Source organism: Streptomyces azureus (genome assembly GCF_001270025.1).
GTDB classification, from domain to species: domain Bacteria; phylum Actinomycetota; class Actinomycetes; order Streptomycetales; family Streptomycetaceae; genus Streptomyces; species Streptomyces azureus.
This window is the reverse complement of the sequence record NZ_DF968320.1, coordinates 32,940-51,858: the sequence shown is the minus strand read 5'-3', so window position 1 is coordinate 51,858 and position 18,919 is coordinate 32,940. Positions and strand designations below refer to the sequence as shown.

Below are 18,919 nucleotides of genomic sequence, written 5' to 3'. Positions count from 1 at the left end.
CACCCCCGAGACCCGGGGCCTGGTCGGCGCCCGGGAGCTGGGGCTGCTGCCGTCCGGCGCGGTGGTGGTGAACGTGGCCCGGGGCCCGCTGCTGGACGAGGGCGCGCTGTGCGACGCGCTGGAGAGCGGGCGGGTGTCGGCGGCGGCGCTCGACACGTACGAGCGGGAGCCGCTGCCTGCGGACTCCCGGCTGCTGGGGTTCTCCGAACGCGTGGTGCTCACCCCCCACTTGGGTGGCGCTTCGCGTGCGGTGGCGGAGAAGGCGGCGCGTATCGCCGCCGAGGAGGTGGGCCGCTGGGTGCGCGGCGAGCCGCTCGCGCACTGCCTGACCTAGGGCCTGTCGTTCGGATCAGGTCGCAGGGAAGCGGCGGTTCTTCTGATCGCCGGTGAGCGGGGTCTGGTGCGTGCCTGTGCAAGGCGGAGGAGGGAGTCGACGCGATGGGGGCACCACCCGCGCGAGCGAAGCCGAGCGTGGAGGAGTCGGCGAGTGACGACAACGCGGCAGAGGTGCGTGCCAGACCCCGCCTCTGCGGCGTGATCCAAACGACAGGCCCTAGGACCGGAGGAGAGCCGCATGTACGTCGGTATCGATGTGGGCACGTCCATGGTCAAGGCGGCGGCCTTCGACGACACGGGCCGCGAGCTGGCCGTGTCCTCCCGCCCGGTGGAGCTGAAACTGCACGGCGGGTTCGTCGAGCAGGACATGGAGGAGGTGTACCGGGCGGTCGTCGCCGTGCTGGACGAGGTCGCCGGGCGGGTCCCGGGGCCGGTCGAGCTGGCCGGGCTCACCGGGCAGGGCGACGGGGTGTGGCTGGTCGACGGGGAGGGGCGGCCCGTGCGGGCGGCGGCCTCCTGGATGGACGGGCGGGCGCACGAACTGGTCGACCGGTGGCTGGCCGACGGTACGTTCGAGACGGTGTTCCGGCGGACCGGAAGCGCGATGTTCCCGGGCTGTCCGGGGCCGCTGCTGGCCTGGCTGGACAGCAACGAACCGAAGGCGCTGGATGCCGCGAAGGCCGCCCTGTACTGCAAGGACATGGTGTTCCAGCGGCTGACGGGGGCGGGTCCTGCGACGGATGTGTCGGACGCGTCGATGCCCTTCCTGGACCCGCGCACCCGGACGTACGACAACCGGGTCGTGGAGCTGCTGGGGCTCGCGCGCCGGCGCCGTCTGCTGGCCCCCGTCAGCGACCCGGTGGCGACGGCCGAGGCGCGGGGCGAGGGCCTGCCGCCGGGCACCCGGATCGCGAACGGGCCGTACGATCTGCCGGCCTGTGCGCTGGGCGCCGGGGTGACGGCCCCGGGGGACGGTCTGCTGATCGTCGGCACCTGTCTGGCCAGCCTGGTCGCCACGACCGAGCTGGACCTGACGGGCGAGCCGGCGGGCCTGTACATCTCCACCGACCGGCCCGGGTACTGGCTGCGCGCCATGCCCGCGATGGTCGGCACGGCGGCCCTGGACTGGGTGCTGTCGACGACGGGGGTGCGGCACGACGAGGTGGACGGCCTGCTGGCCGAGACCCCGCCGGGCGCGAACGGCGTGCGTGTGCTGCCGTACTTCGCGCCCTCCGGCGAACGCGCCCCCTTCGTCGAGCCGCGGCTGCGCGCCGAACTCACGGGCGTCTCCCTGGAGTCGACCCGGGGCGATCTGGTCCGCGCCACCTGCGAGGGCATCGGGTACGCGGCCCGGCACTGCCTGGAGGCGGCCGGCCTCGACGGGAATCTGGCCGTCTGCGGCGGCGGCACCCGCAGCCCCGCCTGGATGCGGCTGCTCGCCGATGTGCTCGGCCGGCCGCTGCGGGTCGTCGAGGGCGAGGTGGGTGCCAGGGGCGCGGTCCTAGCTGCGGCCGAGCGGTACGGGGTACCGCTGGACGCGCGGGTGTGGACGCGGCCGACACAGGTCGTCGAGCCGGACCGGGGCCGAGCCGCGTACTACACGAAAGGCTACGAGGAGCACCTGGTCCGGCTTGCCGGGGCACGGGCCCGGGCAAGGACCTGAACGTCCGGATGGGGAAAGGGACCTGAATGCACCTGAGACGCCGATCTGTCCTGCTCGCGGCCGCCGCCACCCCGGCGGCCGCGACCGTACCCGCGCTCGCGGCACCCGCGGACACGGCCGCTGCCGGCGGGCCGCTGGTCATCGGCCACCGCGGCGCGGCCGGCTGGCGCCCCGAGCACACGGCCGCCTCGTACACGTACGCCGTGCAGACGGGCGCCGACTGGATCGAACCGGACCTGGTGCCGACCAAGGACCATGTGCTGGTGGTCCGGCACGAGAACGAGATCTCCCAGACCACCGACGTGGCCCGCCGCCCGGAGTTCGCGGACCGCCGCACGACGAAGACGGTCGACGGCCGGTCCGTGACCGGCTGGTTCACGGAGGACTTCACCCTCGCCGAGCTGAAGACGCTGCGGGCGGTGGAGCGGCTGCCGCAGGTCCGCAACCGCAACACGGTGTTCGACGGGCGCGAGGAGGTCATGACCTTCCAGGAGGTCGTGGACCTGGCGCGGAAGCTGTCGAAGACGCACGGCCGGACGATCGCCGTCTTCCCGGAGACCAAGCACCCGACGTACTTCCGGTCCAACGGCCTGCCCCTGGAGCCGAAGCTGGCGGCCGCGATCCGCCGCAACCGGCTGGGCCGGCGCGAGTGCGTCGTGCAGTCCTTCGAGCCGACGAGCCTGAAGCGCATGACAGGCCTGGGCGTACCGCTGTGGCAGGCCCTGGGGACCACGGGCGGGCCGTACGACCTGCCCACGACGACCTACCGGGAGATGATGACCCCCGACGGGCTGGCGGACATCGCGCGGTACGCGGACTGGATCGGCCCGGACAAGTCGTCGCTCGTCGGCACGTCACTCCTCGCGGACGCCCACGCGGCGGGGCTGCGCGTGGGGCCGTACACGTTCCGGGCGGAGAACCAGTTCCTGCCGGCGGACTTGCGGCGGGGAACCGGACCGAACGATTTCGGGGACGCGTTCGCCGAGTACGCGCTGTACTACCGCTGGGGAGTCGACGCGGTGGTGACCGACTTCCCCGACCTGGCGGTGATGGCGAGGAGGGGCTGATGTTCTTCAAGGACAAGCACTGCCCGACCTGTGGCGGCAGCGGAACGCAGGTGTTCACGCCGCTCAAGCCCGAGGAGAGAAAAGCGCTCGGGACGCACCGCACGGACCTGTGGCGCTGCTCCGCTGCGGGCTGCCGGTGGTATCAGCCCTGGGGCCATCAGGCCGGCGGGGGCCGGCTCCCGGAGGAACTTCAGAACCCGGGAGCCGACGCCTCGGTGTGACCCCTACAGGTTGGAGAAGTCCGGGCCCTTCGTGCGAGTGCGCTTGATCTCGTAGAAGCCCGGCACCGAGGCCACGGCGAGGGCGCCGTCCCACAGGCGGGCGGCCTCCTCGCCCTTGGGAGCCGGGGTGACGACCGGGCCGAAGAAGGCGATCTGCTCGCCGTCCGCGCCGGGCACGGCGATGACCGGGGTGCCGACCTCCTGGCCGACCTTGTCGATGCCCTCCTTGTGGGAGGCGCGCAGTTCGGGCTCGTACCGGGTGCCGTCCCAGTGCTCCATGAGGGACTCGGGCAGGCCGACGTCCTTCAGGGCGGCGGCGACGGTCTCCTTGCCGGGGCCCTCGTCCTGGTTGTGGATGCGGGTGCCGAGCGCGGTGTAGAGGTCGCCCAGCACCTCGGCGCCGTGCTCCTGCTGTGCCGCTATGACGATCCGGACAGGACCCCACGCCTTGGTCTCGAGCAGGTCGCGGTACTCCTCGGGCAGCTCGTCGAGCTTGTCCTCGTTGAGCACGGCGAGGCTCATGACATGCCAGCGGACCTCGATGTCCCTGACCTTCTCCACCTCCAGCACCCAACGGGAGGTCATCCACGCCCAGGGGCACAGCGGGTCGAACCAGAAGTCGACGGGGGTCTTGTCCGACATGTCTCTCCTCATGAGGAAACCGTTTCTCCGGGAACGCCACTGCTCGCCCCGGTCATTCCCGGCTGCCTCGTGTCAGGGGTACGTGGCAGGATCGTCGCTGTTCAGCCGTATCCGACGACGCTTGAGGAGTTCCGCCCGTGCCCGGTGAGAATCTGTCCCGCGACGAGGCCCGGGAGCGGGCCGCCCTGATCGGCGTCGACGGGTACGAGGTGTCCCTCGACCTGCGGTCCGCGGTCGGTGCGGACGACACCGACGGGCCCCGCACGTTCCGGTCCGTCACGACCGTCCGGTTCCGCTGCAACGAGCCCGGCGCGAGCAGCTTCGCCGATCTGATCGCCCCGAGTGTGACGGCCGTCTCACTCAACGGCCGTGATCTGGACCCCGGCGAGGTTTTCGACGGCTCGCGGATCACGCTGGAGGACCTGGCCGCCGACAACGAGCTGGTGGTCGACGCGCAGTGCGCCTACTCCCGCACCGGCGAGGGCCTGCACCGCTTCGTCGACCCCGAGGACGGCGAGGTGTACCTGTACACGCAGTACGAGCCGGCCGACTCCCGCCGCGTCTTCGCCAACTTCGAGCAGCCCGACCTCAAGGCCCCCTTCCGCTTCGAGGTGCGGGCGCCGGAGGGCTGGACGGTGTGGAGCAACGGCGTGGGCGAACGGGCCGACGGGGTGTGGCGGTTCGCCGAGACCAAGCCGATCTCGACGTACATCACGTGTGTGGTGGCGGGCCCGTACCACTACGTGACGGACAGCTACTCCCGTACGTTCGCGGACGGCACGACACTGGAGATCCCCCTCGGCGCCCTGTGCCGCAAGGGTCTCGCGCCCTACTTCGACGCCGAGGACGTCTTCCTGGTCACCAAGCAGGGCCTGGACTTCTTCCACGACCACTTCGACTATCCGTACCCGTTCGGGAAGTACGACCAGGCGTTCGTGCCCGAGTACAACCTGGGCGCGATGGAGAACCCGGGCCTGGTGACCTTCCGGGAGGAGTTCATCTTCCGGGGCAAGGTGACGCAGGCGTCCTACGAGCGCCGGGCCAATGTCGTCCTGCACGAGATGGCGCACATGTGGTTCGGCGACCTGGTCACCATGGAGTGGTGGGACGACCTGTGGCTGAAGGAGTCGTTCGCGGACTTCATGGGCGAGTTCTCGCTGGTCGGCGCGACCCGCTTCGTCAACGGCTGGGTCACCTTCGCCAACCGCCGCAAGTCGTGGGCCTACCGGGCCGACCAGCTGCCCTCCACGCACCCGATCACGGCGGACATCCGCGACCTCCAGGACGCCAAACTGAACTTCGACGGCATCACCTACGCCAAGGGCGCGTCGGTGCTGAAGCAGCTCGTGGCGTACGTCGGCCAGGACGCGTTCCTGGAGGGCGCCCGGCGCTACTTCAAGCGGCACGCGTACGGCAACACGCGCCTCGGTGATCTGCTGTCGGTACTGGAGGAGACCAGCGGCCGGGACATGAGCGCCTGGTCGCGGTCCTGGCTCCAGACGGCCGGGGTGAACTCGCTGACCCCGCAGCTGCTGCTGGACCCGCGGGGCCGCGTCCAGGAGCTGGCGGTGGTGCAGGAGGCGGCCGAGTCGCATCCGGAACTGCGCCCGCACCGCGTGGCGGTGGGCCTGTACCGGGCGACGGACGGCGGGGCGGTCGAGCGGTACGCGCGCGCCGAGGTGGACGTCGACGGCCCGCGGACGGTCGTGGCGGAACTGGCCGGCGCCGAGGCGCCCGACCTGGTCCTGGTCAACGACGACGACCTGACGTACTGCAAGATCCGCTTCGACGAGACCTCGCTGGCGACGCTGCGCGAGCACCTGGGATCGGTGACCGACCCGCTGGCGCGTGCCCTGTGCTGGTCGGCGCTGTGGAACATGACGCGCGACGCGCTGCTCCCGGCGAGGGACTTCGTGGACCTGGTGCTGCGGTTCTCGGGGAGCGAGTCCGAGATCGGCGTGGTGCAGATGCTGCACGCGTGGGCCGAGTCGGCGGTCACGCACTACGCGGCGCCCGCCCGGCGGGAGACGACCGCCCGCCTCCTCGCCGAGGGCGCGCGGCGCGAGCTGTACGCGGCCGAGGCCGGCAGCGAGCACCAGCTGGCCTGGGCGCGTTTCTTCGCCCGGACGGCCGCCGCCGAGGCCGACTTCGAGCTGCTGAGTGATCTGCTGGCGGGCACGGCGTCGGTCGAGGGCCTCGACCTGGACCAGGAGCTGCGGTGGGTGTTTCTGGAGCCGCTGGCCGCGCACGGGGTGGTGGACGAGAAGGCGTTGGCCGAGGAGCTGACCCGGGACGACACGGCCTCCGGCAAGCGCCACCAGGTGCGCTGTCTGGCCGCCCGGCCGTCGGAGGCGGTCAAGGCGCAGGCGTGGGCGCAGGTCGTGGAGTCGGACGCGCTGTCCAACGCCATGGTCGAGGCGACCATCGCAGGCTTCTCCCAGGGCTCGCAGCGGGAGCTGCTCGCTCCGTACGCGCAGAAGTACTTCGCGGCGATCGAGCGGGTGTGGGCCGAGCGGTCGATCCAGATCGGGATGCATGTGGTGCAGGGCATGTTCCCGTCGCTCCAGCAGTCCCAGGAAACCCTCGACGCCACGGACGCGTGGCTGGAGACCCACCGGGAAGCGGCCCCGGCCCTGCGCCGGCTGGTGCTGGAAGCCCGGGACGACCTGGCGCGGGCGCTGCGGGGACAGGAGTGCGACGCGGCCTCTGACCAGTAGCTTTGGCCTGAGATCTGGGCATTCCGCCATCGTTACGAGATGCGTGCCCCGCAAGCCGTAACCCTGGTCCACACCCGAACGGACCAGGGACTTTCGGCATCCGAACACTCGTCCTTTAGAGCCTGGTTGTCCGTATTTGTCGACGGACCTGTAACAGCGGTTAAAGGGCGGTCGGAGCACGGGAAATTGCGGGTCATGACCCACAACACCCCGCTCTCCCCCCGCCCCCTGCACGACCTGTCGGGCCGCCGCCGGCTCCGCGTGATGACGGTCACGCAACTCCGCTCGCACGGCGTGACGACGTCCGAGGCGAACGAGCAGTGCCGCCCCGGCGGACCCTGGCAGCAGCTCCTCCCGGGCGTCGTCCTGCTCCACCCGGGCCCGCCGACCAGCGAGGAGCGGCTGCACGCGGTGCTGATGTACGCGGCGCGGGAGCGCGGCGCGGGCGTCCCCGCCCAGCCCGGCGCGAGCGGGGGGCACGCTCCCGCCTGCGCGGAGGTGATGATCACGGGCCTGGCCGCGCTGACCCTGCACGGCTTCTCCTCCACGCCCCCGCTGCCGTCCCTGGATGCCTTCGACGTCCTGGTCCCGCGCATGCGGCGGATTCGCTCGACAGGCTGCGCGCGCATCGTCCGCACCCCCGCGCTCCCTGTCCCCGAGCAGGTCGCGGGCGTCCCGGTGGCCCCGGCGGCCCGTGCGCTGGCCGACGCCGTCGCCGAGCTCTCGGATGCCGACATCGTGCGCCGGCTGATGACGGAGGCGGTGCGCGGCGGCCACTGCGAGCCGGCGGCGGTGGTGCGGGAGCTGAACCAGGCGCGGCTGCTGAGCCGTCCGCACGTGGTGGACGCGGTGGAGTCCCTGCTGGCCGAGGGCCGGGCGCGTGCGGAGGACCGCCTGTACCGGATGGTGCGCGAGTACGGCCTGCCCGAGCCGGTCTGGAACGTGGACCTGCGCCTGCCCGGCGGCCCGTACCTCGGGGGCCTGGACGCGTACTGGCCCGATCAGGCGGTGGCGCTGGAGCTGGACACACGGGCGCCCCGGCAGGACGACGACGCCCTGTGTTCCGAGTACGCCCGCAAGCGCGAGCACCTGGAGCGCCTCGGCATCACCGTCGTCCACATCACGCCCAGGAAGCTCCGCGACTCCCTGGAACAGCAGGCGGCGGTGGTCCGCACGGCCCTGATGGCCTCGGCCGACCGCGATCCGGCCGCGCATGTCCTGGTACTGCCCCGGTAGTGACGGACAAGGGGCAGGACCAGAAGGGATTACTTTCCGCAGAACTCCGCCTCGATGATCGCGCGGGGGCTGCCCGACCAGTCGCCGTTGAAGTTGACGGCGAGCATGTGGCGGCCGTCCTCGGTCGTCACGGCGTCCGAGTCGGAGCCGCTGATGCCGCCGTCGTGGCCCCAGACGTGGACGCCGCAGCTGAGCTTGCGGTCGACGAGCCCCAGGCCGTAGCGGCTGGTCTCCCGACTGGACTCGACCGTGGTCTTCATCTTCCTCAGTTGCTCGGGCGGCAGCAGCCTGCCGCGGAGCAGGGCCGAGTAGAAGCGGTTCAGATCGGCCGAGCTGGAGACCATCTGGCCCGAGCCGTAGGCCAGGCGCGCGTTCAGTTCCGTGACGTCGTACGTCGGGCCCGTATCCGTCTCGGCCAGCTTGGAGTAGGCGCGGCCGCTGGGCCGGGGCAGGGTGACCCTGGTGGTGGGGACGGACGTGGAGGTCAGGTGCAGGGGGGCGATGATGCGCCGTTCGATCTCGTCGCCGTAGTCGTTGCCCGTGGCCTTCTCGATCACCCGCGCGGCCAGGAGGTAGTTCGTGTTGGAGTACCTGAACGAACTGCCCGGCGCGAAGTACGGCTCGTTCGCCATGGCGAAGGCGAGCAGGTCCTCGGGGGCCGCCTCGTCGAACCGGTGCTTCATGAAGCCGTCCGCGGTCATGTACGTCCGCTGGAAACCGGCGTCCGCCAGGTAGTCGAAGATGCCGCTGGTGTGGTTCAGGAGCCGGCGGAGGGTGACCTTTCGGCCGTCGTGGCCGTTGCCCCGGACCACGCCCGGCAGCCACTTCTCCACCGTGTCGTCCAGCGACAGCCTTCCCTCCGCCTCCAGTTGCAGGACGACGGTGGCGACGAACGTCTTGGAGATGCTGGCGACGCGGTAGTGGTCCCGCGTCGAACGCGGCTTGCCCGTCTCGAGGTCGCCCACTCCGCCCGTGGCCGCCCAGGCGCCGTGGCCCTGCTGCACTCTTACGGTCACGCCCGGGACGCCGTCGGCGACCGCGGCCAGCATCGCCTGCCGGGTCGCGTCGTGGTCGTCTACGGGCGGGGCCGCGACCGCGGGGCCCGCCAGGGCCGCCGACAGTGCCACGGCCGTCGTCGCCGTCAGGATCGTGCGTGCGCGTCTGGTCATGTCCCGTACCCCCGTCACGTCGAGCGGTGTCAGGAGGTGGGACCCGAGTCGGCGGGCCGGAGTTGACCGGCCCGCGGCGGGTTGGGTGGGTTTCAGCCCTTTTTCAGCACCAGCTCGGTGTTGCGGTCGTCCGGGTCGCCGCCGAGGGTCGTGCTCGCGCCGGGGGCGTTGAGGGACAGCTCGCGGTAGAGGGCGGCGAGGCCGGTCTGGGAGAGGTCGGAGAAGTCCGTGCGGTGCGGGGCCGAGGACTCCACGAGCGTGGTGAACAGGGAGACCGTGCCGTCCTTGTTGTCGGTCAGCTCGATGATGCGGGCGAGCTGGGGGTAGTCGACGTGGGAGGCCGTGGAGATCTCCCAGAAGGAGCCGCCGCCGGACATCGAGTGCGGGGTGATGACGTTCTTGTGGATGTGGCCGTTCACCCAGGCGAGCACGTTGCGGTGGCCGCCGAGGAGGGCGAGGACCTCCTGGCCGTTGTGCCGGCGCTCGTGGGGGCGGGCCGGGTCGATGCGGGTGTTCGTCATCGTCTTGCTGGTGTGATGGCTGAAGATCACCGCGTAGGAGTCCTTGTTCTCCCGCAGTGTCCGGTCGAGCCACTTCAACTGGGCCGTGCCGAGCGAGCCTTCGTAGTGGCCGCCCGCGTCGGTGGTGTCCAGGCTGATGCCGATGACGTCGTCGGAGACGCGGAAGGCGTAGTACTGGGTGCCCGTGTCGAGGTTGGCGGAGGAGTAGCCGTGGCCGGCCGGGCCGATGCCGCGGTAGGCCGGGTCCAGGTGCGCCTGGAGGTACTCGGTGGGGGTGAAGGGGGCACGGCTCTCGTCGGGGGTGACCGAGCGCGTGGCCCGGGCGTGGGTCTTGAGGAAGTCGTGGTAGCGGACGCCCTCGGGGTCCCGGGCCTTCTTGATGAGGGTCTGGAGCCGCTGCGCCTCGGCCGCGGACACGTTCATCAGCTTCTTGCCGCCGACGGCGAGTTCGGTGAGATAGGAGTCGCCGTGCGAGGCGTAGCAACCCATCGGCATGGAGTCGTGGTTGCCGACGGTGGAGTACCAGGGCAGGTTGAGGCCGGGGCTTTGGACCTCTCGGATGGCGGCCTTGAGGAAGCCGTCGAGGTGCGGGAAGCCGACCTGCTTGTCGCTGTCGCGGACCGCGGCGTCCGGCTGCCAGTACAGCTTGAGGCCGCTGTTCTGGACGCCCTCGTACCGGCGCGGGTCCCCGGTGTTGGGTGTGATGCGCCCGCCGCTCATGATCTTCAGGAACCACTCCAGCTCGGACTTGGCGTTGTTGTCCGTGTTGTCGCCGGTGGTCATGGCGAAGTGCAGCGGGGCGCCGGTGACGGGGGCGCCGCGGAGCGCGTTGATCCGCTCCACCAGCGCGATCGCGCCCTGCACGGTCAGCGCCTCGTGCGGCCGCCAGGCGTGCACGTCGGCGGAGCGCAGGTACTCCAGGCGCAGCGGGTGCTGGGCGTCGATGATGTGCAGGTCGGTGAGCTGGACGAACGCCGCGAGCGCGGTACGGCGCCCGGCGCGGCCGGACTTGGGCGCGGCCAGGTCGGAGCGCACGACCCGCTGCCAGCCGGGTCCGTCGCCCAGCCGCCGGTAGCCGGAGCCGCGCGGGGTGGCCACGGACGCCACGGTCGTGCCCTTGGTGTACGGGGCCAGCGGCGCGGCCGGTGCCCGGCGGGAGGAGGCGGCGACGGCCTCGGTGGTTTCCTTGGTGCCCGTGGCGGCCTGGCTGTCGCTGGGCCGCAGGGCGTAGCCGACGCCCGCGGACAGGGCGACCGCTCCGGTGGCGGCGAGGACGGAACGACGGTGGATGCCCTGGCCGGAGCCGGCGACTGAGCGTGTGCGCGACATGCGCTTCTCTCCCCGAGTGCGAACGCGTCGGCAGTGGTCGCGGGATGTCCGGCACGCGAACATCCCGCTCGTACTGGATCGTTGGCACTGGGAATGACCTGCGCGTAAACGGGGTGGCAACGCGCAGCGCCGATCACCGTACGTGGATCTTGGACTACCCTGCGCGTCGCCGGTCGCACCTGGAACGGCCGGGAGTCGGTCACGCGGTGTTCATCTTCCGGGGCAGTGCACCTATTCCACCTCCTCCATGAGGCCGGCGAGCCGTCCGGTGGCCGGCCGCTCCCGCCACAGGCGCAGTGCTATGTCGACCATTCCCACCCGGACCAGTCCGGGCACCGCGTCCAGGTCCTGCCACGCGGCGAGGTCGGTGGAACCGTTCACCTCGTTGCGCAGCTCGCCGCCGGTGATCCGGCCCTCGTAGACGAAGCGGACGGCGTGATGGTCGACGGCACGTCCGATGCCGCCGCGGAAGGTGTGGTGGGAGGAGTCCACGCCGAGCAGTCCGGTGACCTCGATGTGGTACCCGGTCTCCTCCTCGACCTCCCGCCGCACGGTGTCGTAGGGGTCCTCGCCGTGCTCCATGCCGCCGCCGGGCATGACCCACTCGGGGGTGCCGTCGGCCGCCGGGGAGCGGGCGAGCAGGATCTGTCCGTCACGGACGCATACGGCGTAGGCCGCCACCCTCAACTTCTGTCTCACTCCGGGACGTTAACCGATTTCGCCGCCTTCAGGACTCATGCCCGCAAAACGCATCGCGGGTTTTCCCCATACATCCATTTCGATTCGGTCAACCCTCCCCAAAGAACCTCCCCTTGCGTAAAGCTGTGCGATCGTCCGGGCCTGCGTTCCGGACGGTCGCGACCAGGACCGATCGGCCCCGGCCGCTCCCGCTCGTTCCTTTACCTACAAGGGATGCCGATGACCAACACCCCCCAGCCTGAGCCGATATCGGCCCGCAGACGTGCGGCGCGCGTCGCCGTGGCCGCCGGTCTCGTCGCCGCGCTCTCCGCGGCCGGACCGGTCCCCCTGGCCTTCGCCGCCGACGAGCCGGGCGCCTCCGCCCCGGCCGACACCGACGTCAAGTCCGCGCACGCCAAGCTCGGTTCGGGCGACGCGGACCTGCTCGCCGAGGCCAAGGCCGACGGCGACAAGACCGTCACGATGATGATCGCCACCGCTCCCGGGCAGACCGAGCAGGTCGCCGGGCAGCTGGACGCGGTCAAGGGCGGCGCGGTGGGCCGGGCCGACGACAAGCTGGGCTACGTCCGCGCCACCGTCCCGACGTCCCGGGCGGACTCGGCCATCGCCGCCGCTGTCAAGCTCTCCTCCGTGCACGGCATCGACCTGCGCGAGGAGATCCCGCTGGACGACCCGACGCCGGCCGCGGACGCCGTCAAGGGCGCCGAGGCCGCCGCGGGCACGTACCCGGCGCCGGGGAAGAAGACCCCCGCGGAGAACCCGTACAACCCGTCCTTCGAGACGGGCGCGGTCGACTTCGTCGAGGACCACCCGAAGGCGGACGGCCGCGGCATCACCATCGGCATCCTGGACTCCGGCGTCGACCTGGGCCACCCGGCACTCCAGAAGACCACGACCGGCGAGCGGAAGATCGTCGACTGGGTGACGGCGACGGACCCGGTCGTCGACAACGACAACACCTGGCGCCGGATGGACACCTCGGTCTCGGGCCCCACGTTCACGCACGACGGCAGGACCTGGACGGCGCCTTCGGGCTCGTACCGGGTGAGCACCTTCAAGGAGTCGTACACCACCGGCGGTGACGCCGCGGGTGACGCCAACCGCGACGGCGACACCACGGACTCCTGGGGCGTGCTGTACGACCCGGCCGCCGGCACGGTCCGGGTCGACCTGAACAACAACAACGACTTCGGTGACGACACCGCGATGAAGCCGTACAAGGACGGCTTCCAGATCGGATACTTCGGCACCGACGACCCGAAGACCGACGTCGCCGAGCGGCAGCCGTTCGTCGTCGAGATCCGCAAGAACGTCGTCTACAACGGCGCCGGCGCGAGGGCCGACTTCGTCAACATCGGCGTCATCGAGTCCGAGCACGGCACGCACGTCGCCGGCATCACCGCCGCGAACGGCCTGTTCGGCGGCAAGATGGACGGCGCGGCGCCGGGTGCCAAGCTCGTCTCCTCGCGCGCCTGCACCTGGTCAGGCGGCTGCACCAACGTCGCGCTCACCGAGGGCATGATGGACCTCGTCACCAAGCGCGGCGTCGACATCGTCAACATGTCCATCGGCGGCCTGCCGCCGCTGAACGACGGCAACAACGCGCGCGCCGAGCTGTACACGCGCCTCATCGACACCTACGGCGTCCAGCTGGTGATCTCCGCGGGCAACTCCGGCCCCGGCACCAACACCATCGGCGACCCGGCCCTGGCCGACAAGGTCATCTCGGTCGGCGCGTCCGTCTCCAAGGAGACCTGGGCCGCCAACTACGGCTCGGTCGTGGAGAAGAAGTACGCGCTGATGCCGTTCTCCTCGCGCGGCCCGCGTGAGGACGGCGGCTTCACCCCGACCCTGGTCGCCCCGGGTGCCGCGATCAACACGATCCAGACCTGGATGCCGGGCGCGCCGGTCGCCGAGGCGGGCTACGCACTGCCGGCCGGCTACGGCATGCTCCAGGGCACCTCGATGGCCTCCCCGCAGGCCGCCGGCGCCGCCGCGCTGCTGCTGTCGGCCGCGAAGCAGAAGAAGATCGAGCTCACGCCGGCGACCCTGCGCACGGCCCTCACCTCGACCGCCGACCACATCAAGGGTGTGCAGGCGTACGAGGAGGGCGCGGGCCTGATGAACATCGAGGACGCCTGGGACTCGATCCGCGACGGCGCCACCTCCCACGCCTACGCGGTGAAGGCGCCGGTCGACACCGCGATGGACGACAAGCTCAAGACGCCCGGCTACGGCACGGGCCTGTACGACCGTGAGGGCGGCCTGAAGGCCGGCCAGAAGAAGACGTACGAGATCACCGTCACCCGGACGTCCGGCGCCGACAAGGCGATCCGGCACGAGCTGCACTTCGAGAACAACGCGGGCGGCACGTTCCGGATCGTCGGCTCCGACGAGGTGAAGCTGCCGCTGAACAAGCCGGTCACCGTCAAGGTCCAGGCCGCGCCGAAGTCCGCGGGCATCAAGAGCGCGATCCTGGAGGTCGACGACCCGAAGACCGAGGGCATCGACAAGCAGGTCCTGCACACGGTGGTCGTCTCCGCGCCGCTGAAGTCCACGTTCTCCGCGTCCGGTTCGGTGCAGCGCAACAGCTCGCAGCACTACTACGTCACCGTTCCCGAGGGCGCGAAGACGCTCGAGGTCGCGATGAGCGGGCTGAAGGACAAGAGCCAGACCCGGTTCATCTCCATCCACCCGTTCGGCGTCCCGGCCGACCCGACGTCGACGGTCAACTGCTACCCGAACTACTCGAACCCGGCCAACACCTGCCGCCCGGACCTGCGTTCCTACGCGAACCCGAAGCCCGGCGTGTGGGAGATCGAGGTCGAGTCGCGCCGTACGTCGCCGCTGCTCGACAACCCGTACAAGCTGGACGTCGCCGTGCTCGGCGCGGTCTTCGACCCGGCGGAGAAGACCATCGCCGAGGCGAAGACCGGCACTCCGGTCAACGCGGAGTGGACCGTCACCAACAAGTTCGCCGCGATCGACGGCAGGCTGAAGGGCGGGGCTCTGGGCTCCGGCCTGATCACCCGGAAGACCATCGCGCACGGCGATTCGCAGGAGTCCTCCGTCACCGTCCCCGAGGGGGCTGAGCGTCTCGAGGTGGCGATCGGGGGCGTGTCCGACGCCAAGGCCGATCTCGACCTCGCGGTTCTCAAGGACGGCAAGGTCGTCGGGCAGTCCGCCGACGGTGACTCCGAGGAGTCGGTCAGCCTGACCGCGCCGGCGGCCGGCACCTACACCATCGTCGTCGACGGCTACTCCGTTCCCTCCGGATCGACGGCGTACGACTACAAGGACGTGTTCTTCGCGCCCTCGCTCGGTGCGGTGAACGTCGACGCCTCGCAGGCTGTGAAGCTGACCAGCGGCGAGTCGGCGAAGGTGACTGCCCAGGTCCTGGTGAAGAGCGCGGCTCCCGAGGGCCGGAAGTTCTCCGGTGAACTCCAGCTCGTGAACAACCGCGGCACGGTCGCGGGTACGAGCACGGTCACCATCGAGAAGGCCGTTCCCTAGCAACCGGTTCGGGATGGTGTGAAAGGAGCGGGGCCGGTGTTCTGACGAGCACCGGCCCCGCTTCCGTCACCCCACGGATCGGTGCCGTTTGATCACGACCGCGACAGAGGCGGCCAGCAGGAGTGTCCAGACGGTGATCTCCACGGTTCCGAACCCGCTACCGAGCAGGACCAGCAGACCGGCGAACACCGCGACTGTCGCGAGCACCTTCAGGAGAAGCCTGACCACCAGGGAACTTCCTTACTTGTTGGAACTGGTGAAGGAGGTGCCACCGGACCCCTTGACCTTGATCTTCGACCAGGGGTAGTTGGTGGCGTAGCAACCGTAGGGTCCAGGCCGGTGCCGAAGGAGCGCCCGAGGACAAGGTCAGCAAGCGGCTCCTCATCGGGTAGGCGCGAAGCATGTGGAGGGGCGGGCACGTACCTGACGTGGCCGCCCCCTCGGCGTTCCCCTCGGCGATACCCCCCGGGGTCAGCCGTCGTCCTCGCACTTCAGCCCGCGCGCCTGCGGCAGTGCCTCGGTGATCCAGGCCCGTTCGTCGGCGATATCGCGCCGGTCGACGACCCACTTGTCGGCCACGGCGGTGTCGCGCGGGATGCCGACCAGCACGTGCTGGCCCTTGCGGGGGCGGGGCTCCAGGAAGTTCTCCCACAGGAAGCTGATCTCGGCCTCGGCCTTCGCCGGCTTGTAAGAGCGGGTCACGCGCAGGGTGACGCGCTGCTGCCCGGTACCGGCGAGGGGCTCGACCTCGGTGACCGTGCCCTCGACGACGAGCCGGGAGCACGACAGGTATCCGGCGGCGCTCCTGGACGCCGCGGCGCCCGAGTCCGACTCGGCCGACCCGCTGCTCGTGGCGTCGCTGGAGCCGCTCCCCGACTCGACCACGGGCCACGACATGCCGGCGAAGAGGACGGCAGCGGCGGCCACCCCGACGGCACCGAGGGCCAGGGCGAAGGGCCGGCGCCGGGACCGGGGCGGCCGTAGCGGAGCGGGGTCGGGTGTCTGCACGAGATCGTGCACCGGCGCCGGTTCGGCGAGCGCGTCCCCCAGGATGCGCAGGTGCCGGCGCAGCAGCGCCACATCGGCCACCGCAGCGCTGTGCTCGTCCGAGAGGGCGGCGTCCGTCAGCGGCTCCCCCGTGATCGCGGCCATCAGCGGGTCCGCACCGGTGTTCCGCTCGTGCTGGGCGGGCATGTCACACCACCTCGTCCTCGTGCAGGCGGGCGCGCAGGGCCCGTACCGCCGTGTGCAGCCTGCTCTTGACCGTGCCCTCGGGGACGCCGAGCTGCTCGGCGATGGACCGGACCGGCAGGTCGGCGTAGAAGCGCAGCACGACGACCTGCCGCTGGGCGTCGGGCAGCTCGTCCAGGCCCTGGGCGACGGCGACGGACAGCACGCTGGTGTCCTCGCCGGAGGGGTGCTCCAGCTGCCGCAGGGCGGCGAGCCGCTCCCCGAGGCGCTCCTGGCGGCGCTTGGCCCGGTGCCAGTCCATGGCCAGGTTGGACGCGACCACCGCCGCCCACGCCGATACGTCCCGCGGCGCCTCCCGGCCGCTCGCGGCCCGCTCCAGCAGCCGCAGGCGGACCTGCTGTACCCCGTCCGGCAGGTCCGCCTGCGGCACCCCGCCCAGCGCGAGCACCGCCCGCACCCGGCGCTCCTGTGCCGCGTCCAGCGGATCGTCGCCGGTGCCGGCGTGCGCCTCCCGGCCGCGCCGGGCCCTTCCGCGCAGCAGCACAAGCCACCCCCCTCACCGTGTTTCTCCTACGACGCCGGCACCGCCCGGAACGTTCGGTCCTTTTTCCGGCGGGCGACAGAGGCGTACGTCACACTCCCGTGTGGCCGAGACCAACAGGGGCAGGCGACCTTGCGGCGTATGCCCCCCGGCAAACGAATTTCTCCAGCTCAGCGGGGGTGGGCGCCGGATGTCCGCAACCATGGAACGGGACACGTCGTCCCACTCCCCGGGCAGACCGGGGAAAGAAGTGGACAGGCGGGCCGTGGTCGGCCGCATGATGGAAAAGCCTCGGCCAAGCAACGAGCACGTGAAGAGACGCAGGAGAGGGAGTCACCGTGAGGGTCGGAATCGTCGGAGCCACCGGACAGGTGGGCACGGTCATGCGCAGGATCCTCAAGGAACGGAACTTCCCGATCACGGAGCTGCGCCTGTTCGCCTCGGCCCGCTCGGCGGGCTCGGAGCTGGACGGTGTGACGGTGGAGGACGCGGCGACCGCCGACTACACCGGCCTGGACATCGTGCTGTTCTCCGCGGGCGGTGCCACGTCCAAGGCGCTGGCCGAGAAGGTCGCCTCCCAGGGCGCGGTCGTGATCGACAACTCCTCGGCGTGGCGCAAGCACCCGGAGGTGCCCCTGGTCGTCTCCGAGGTGAACCCGCACGCGATCAAGAACCGCCCCAAGGGCATCATCGCCAACCCGAACTGCACGACGATGGCCGCGATGCCGGTGCTGCGTCCGCTGCACGAGGAGGCGGGCCTGGAAGCCCTGGTCGTCGCCACGTACCAAGCGGTCTCCGGCTCCGGCCTCGCGGGCGTCGCCGAGCTGCACGACCAGGCGCAGAAGGTCGTCGCCGAGGCGGACAAGCTCACGCACGACGGCGAGGCGGTCGACTTCCCCGAGCCGGGCGTCTACAAGCGCCCCATCGCCTTCAACGTACTGCCGCTGGCGGGCTCGATCGTCGACGACGGTCTGAACGAGACCGACGAGGAGCAGAAGCTCCGCAACGAGTCCCGCAAGATCCTGGAGATCCCCGAGCTGAAGGTCTCCGGCACCTGCGTGCGCGTCCCGGTCTTCTCCGGCCACTCCCTCCAGGTCAACGCCCGCTTCGCCCGCCCGATCTCGCCGGAGCGCGCGACGGAGCTGCTGAAGGACGCCCCGGGCGTCGAGCTCTCCGACATCCCCACCCCCCTCCAGGCCGCCGGCAAGGACCCGTCGTACGTCGGCCGCATCCGCCGCGACGAGACGGTGGACAACGGTCTGGCCCTCTTCGTCTCCAACGACAACCTCCGCAAGGGCGCGGCCCTGAACGCGGTCCAGATCGCGGAACTGGTGGCGGCCGAGCTGAAGGGCTAGCCCCTGCGCACCTCGTAGAGGAAACAGCCGTACTCGACGGCCCGGACGTGGACGAGCGCCACGGCCGGGTCGTCGAACGCTTCCCCGAGCGCTCGCTCGAAGGCAGCCGGTTCCTCGACCAGCCGGCCGCCCAGGATGCGGCCCTCGGCGGAGTAGCGGCGGACCGTGCGGTGGGCATCGGTGAAGGGGAGGGCGGCTTCGGCGTCCGGGCCCGCGCACTCCTCGGAGTGGATGAAGACGGGGCCCTGTTCGTCGTAGGCGCCGGGATCGACGCCCCTGTCGGCCGCCCAGCGGCGCAGTGGGGCGTAGGAGACCAGGGCGATGCGTTCGCCCGGTTCGCCGCGGCGCAGGCAGCAGCGGAGGGGGGCGCCGCCCTCGGTGTCGGTGAAGGGGGCCGGTGCGCGGTCCGCGTCGTCGGCCGTGCGCAGGTTCTTCAGGGTGTGCGGGTCGATGGGGCGTGCCGTGTACGTCGTCGTCATGGTCATCAGGTTTGCTCGTCCGGGCTCTGCGGACCGGCGGGATCCGGACGTCGCGTTGCCCCTGTCCCGGGCCGCACGGCCCGTACGGCCGCGGGCAGGGCCGGGAGCGGCAGGCCGCCGCGCACGCGGAGCACCGCCGTCGGGCCGAGTACGTCGGCCGCGCGTCCGGCCGGGCCGGCAGGGCGACAAGGGCACGGCCCGCGCCGAGCCGCAGCGCGGCGGCTCCCGGTGAACGCCCGG

The 18,919-nt window shown here is 71.2% G+C and carries 16 protein-coding genes; 8 read left to right on the top strand and 8 right to left on the bottom strand.

The window, feature by feature from the left end; all coding sequences use genetic code 11:
• The 4 genes from AOQ53_RS22970 to AOQ53_RS22955 form a co-directional block, all read left to right on the top strand.
• Positions 1-334 (top strand): NAD(P)-dependent oxidoreductase (locus AOQ53_RS22970; RefSeq protein ID WP_269085465.1); only part of this gene is annotated, 334 nt, incomplete at its 5' end.
• 240 nt (positions 335-574) lie between these two features.
• Positions 575-1,999, top strand: a complete 1,425-nt coding sequence (locus AOQ53_RS22965) for an FGGY-family carbohydrate kinase (RefSeq protein WP_059420037.1) — start codon at positions 575-577, stop codon at positions 1,997-1,999.
• 26 nt (positions 2,000-2,025) lie between these two features.
• Complete coding sequence (locus AOQ53_RS22960) at positions 2,026-3,066, top strand: glycerophosphodiester phosphodiesterase family protein (protein ID WP_059420034.1); 1,041 nt, start codon at positions 2,026-2,028, stop codon at positions 3,064-3,066.
• On the top strand, positions 3,066-3,287 hold the full coding sequence (locus AOQ53_RS22955; RefSeq protein ID WP_059420032.1) for a hypothetical protein: 222 nt from the start codon (positions 3,066-3,068) through the stop codon (positions 3,285-3,287). The genes AOQ53_RS22960 and AOQ53_RS22955 overlap by 1 nt, the downstream gene beginning before the upstream one ends.
• A gap of 3 nt (positions 3,288-3,290) precedes the next feature.
• Here the strand turns inward: AOQ53_RS22955 and AOQ53_RS22950 are convergent, their stop codons facing one another.
• Positions 3,291-3,929, bottom strand: a complete 639-nt coding sequence (locus tag AOQ53_RS22950) for a mycothiol-dependent nitroreductase Rv2466c family protein (RefSeq protein WP_059420031.1) — start codon at positions 3,927-3,929, stop codon at positions 3,291-3,293.
• Positions 3,930-4,066: 137 nt separating this feature from the next.
• On the opposite strand from AOQ53_RS22950, the gene pepN reads away from it, so the two are divergent.
• The gene (pepN, locus tag AOQ53_RS22945; protein WP_059420029.1) at positions 4,067-6,646 is read left to right on the top strand and encodes an aminopeptidase N; all 2,580 of its coding nucleotides are present in this window, start codon (positions 4,067-4,069) and stop codon (positions 6,644-6,646) included.
• A gap of 195 nt (positions 6,647-6,841) precedes the next feature.
• Positions 6,842-7,882, top strand: a complete 1,041-nt coding sequence (locus AOQ53_RS22940; RefSeq protein ID WP_059420028.1) for a hypothetical protein — start codon at positions 6,842-6,844, stop codon at positions 7,880-7,882.
• 29 nt (positions 7,883-7,911) lie between these two features.
• On the opposite strand, the gene AOQ53_RS22935 is transcribed toward AOQ53_RS22940, so the two are convergent.
• The 3 genes from AOQ53_RS22935 to AOQ53_RS22925 all read right to left on the bottom strand — a co-directional run bounded on the left by AOQ53_RS22935 (position 7,912) and on the right by AOQ53_RS22925 (position 11,600).
• Complete coding sequence (locus AOQ53_RS22935; protein WP_059420027.1) at positions 7,912-9,051, bottom strand: serine hydrolase domain-containing protein; 1,140 nt, start codon at positions 9,049-9,051, stop codon at positions 7,912-7,914.
• A gap of 92 nt (positions 9,052-9,143) precedes the next feature.
• Complete coding sequence (locus AOQ53_RS22930) at positions 9,144-10,901, bottom strand: TIGR03767 family metallophosphoesterase (protein ID WP_059420026.1); 1,758 nt, start codon at positions 10,899-10,901, stop codon at positions 9,144-9,146.
• A gap of 231 nt (positions 10,902-11,132) precedes the next feature.
• Positions 11,133-11,600: an NUDIX hydrolase gene (locus AOQ53_RS22925; RefSeq protein ID WP_236711759.1), complete on the bottom strand. Its 468-nt coding sequence runs from the start codon at positions 11,598-11,600 to the stop codon at positions 11,133-11,135.
• 219 nt (positions 11,601-11,819) lie between these two features.
• On the opposite strand from AOQ53_RS22925, the gene AOQ53_RS22920 reads away from it, so the two are divergent.
• Positions 11,820-15,113 carry a S8 family serine peptidase gene (locus AOQ53_RS22920; protein ID WP_059420022.1) on the top strand — a complete coding sequence of 1,098 codons (3,294 nt, stop codon included), beginning with the start codon at positions 11,820-11,822 and terminating at the stop codon, positions 15,111-15,113.
• A gap of 66 nt (positions 15,114-15,179) precedes the next feature.
• On the opposite strand, the gene AOQ53_RS44815 is transcribed toward AOQ53_RS22920, so the two are convergent.
• From AOQ53_RS44815 to AOQ53_RS22910, 3 genes are all read right to left on the bottom strand, one after another.
• Positions 15,180-15,341, bottom strand: coding sequence for a hypothetical protein (locus AOQ53_RS44815; protein ID WP_167745756.1), 162 nt, complete (start codon positions 15,339-15,341; stop codon positions 15,180-15,182).
• A gap of 243 nt (positions 15,342-15,584) precedes the next feature.
• Positions 15,585-16,307 (bottom strand): hypothetical protein, encoded by a 723-nt coding sequence (locus AOQ53_RS22915; RefSeq protein ID WP_059420021.1) that lies wholly within the window; start codon positions 16,305-16,307, stop codon positions 15,585-15,587.
• Between the two features lies 1 nt (position 16,308).
• Complete coding sequence (locus AOQ53_RS22910; RefSeq protein WP_059420040.1) at positions 16,309-16,845, bottom strand: RNA polymerase sigma factor; 537 nt, start codon at positions 16,843-16,845, stop codon at positions 16,309-16,311.
• A gap of 338 nt (positions 16,846-17,183) precedes the next feature.
• On the opposite strand from AOQ53_RS22910, the gene AOQ53_RS22905 reads away from it, so the two are divergent.
• Positions 17,184-18,200: an aspartate-semialdehyde dehydrogenase gene (locus AOQ53_RS22905; RefSeq protein WP_059420020.1), complete on the top strand. Its 1,017-nt coding sequence runs from the start codon at positions 17,184-17,186 to the stop codon at positions 18,198-18,200.
• Here the strand turns inward: AOQ53_RS22905 and AOQ53_RS22900 are convergent.
• The gene (locus AOQ53_RS22900) at positions 18,197-18,679 is read right to left on the bottom strand and encodes a DUF1203 domain-containing protein (RefSeq protein WP_059420039.1); all 483 of its coding nucleotides are present in this window, start codon (positions 18,677-18,679) and stop codon (positions 18,197-18,199) included. The two genes, AOQ53_RS22905 and AOQ53_RS22900, sit on opposite strands and share 4 nt — an antisense overlap.
• Positions 18,680-18,919 lie beyond the last annotated feature (240 nt).

What these genes read in the sequence shown, in the direction of transcription:
- AOQ53_RS22930 (WP_059420026.1), bottom strand. Translation starts at nt 10,901, where the DNA reads ATGTCGCGCACACGCTCAGTCGCCGGCTCCGGCCAGGGCATCCACCGT.
- AOQ53_RS22965 (WP_059420037.1), top strand. Translation starts at nt 575, where the DNA reads ATGTACGTCGGTATCGATGTGGGCACGTCCATGGTCAAGGCGGCGGCC.
- AOQ53_RS22950 (WP_059420031.1), bottom strand. Translation starts at nt 3,929, where the DNA reads ATGTCGGACAAGACCCCCGTCGACTTCTGGTTCGACCCGCTGTGCCCC.
- AOQ53_RS22915 (WP_059420021.1), bottom strand. Translation starts at nt 16,307, where the DNA reads ATGCCCGCCCAGCACGAGCGGAACACCGGTGCGGACCCGCTGATGGCC.
- AOQ53_RS22920 (WP_059420022.1), top strand. Translation starts at nt 11,820, where the DNA reads ATGACCAACACCCCCCAGCCTGAGCCGATATCGGCCCGCAGACGTGCG.
- AOQ53_RS22960 (WP_059420034.1), top strand. Translation starts at nt 2,026, where the DNA reads ATGCACCTGAGACGCCGATCTGTCCTGCTCGCGGCCGCCGCCACCCCG.
- AOQ53_RS22940 (WP_059420028.1), top strand. Translation starts at nt 6,842, where the DNA reads ATGACCCACAACACCCCGCTCTCCCCCCGCCCCCTGCACGACCTGTCG.
- AOQ53_RS22900 (WP_059420039.1), bottom strand. Translation starts at nt 18,679, where the DNA reads ATGACGACGACGTACACGGCACGCCCCATCGACCCGCACACCCTGAAG.
- AOQ53_RS22955 (WP_059420032.1), top strand. Translation starts at nt 3,066, where the DNA reads ATGTTCTTCAAGGACAAGCACTGCCCGACCTGTGGCGGCAGCGGAACG.
- AOQ53_RS22935 (WP_059420027.1), bottom strand. Translation starts at nt 9,051, where the DNA reads ATGACCAGACGCGCACGCACGATCCTGACGGCGACGACGGCCGTGGCA.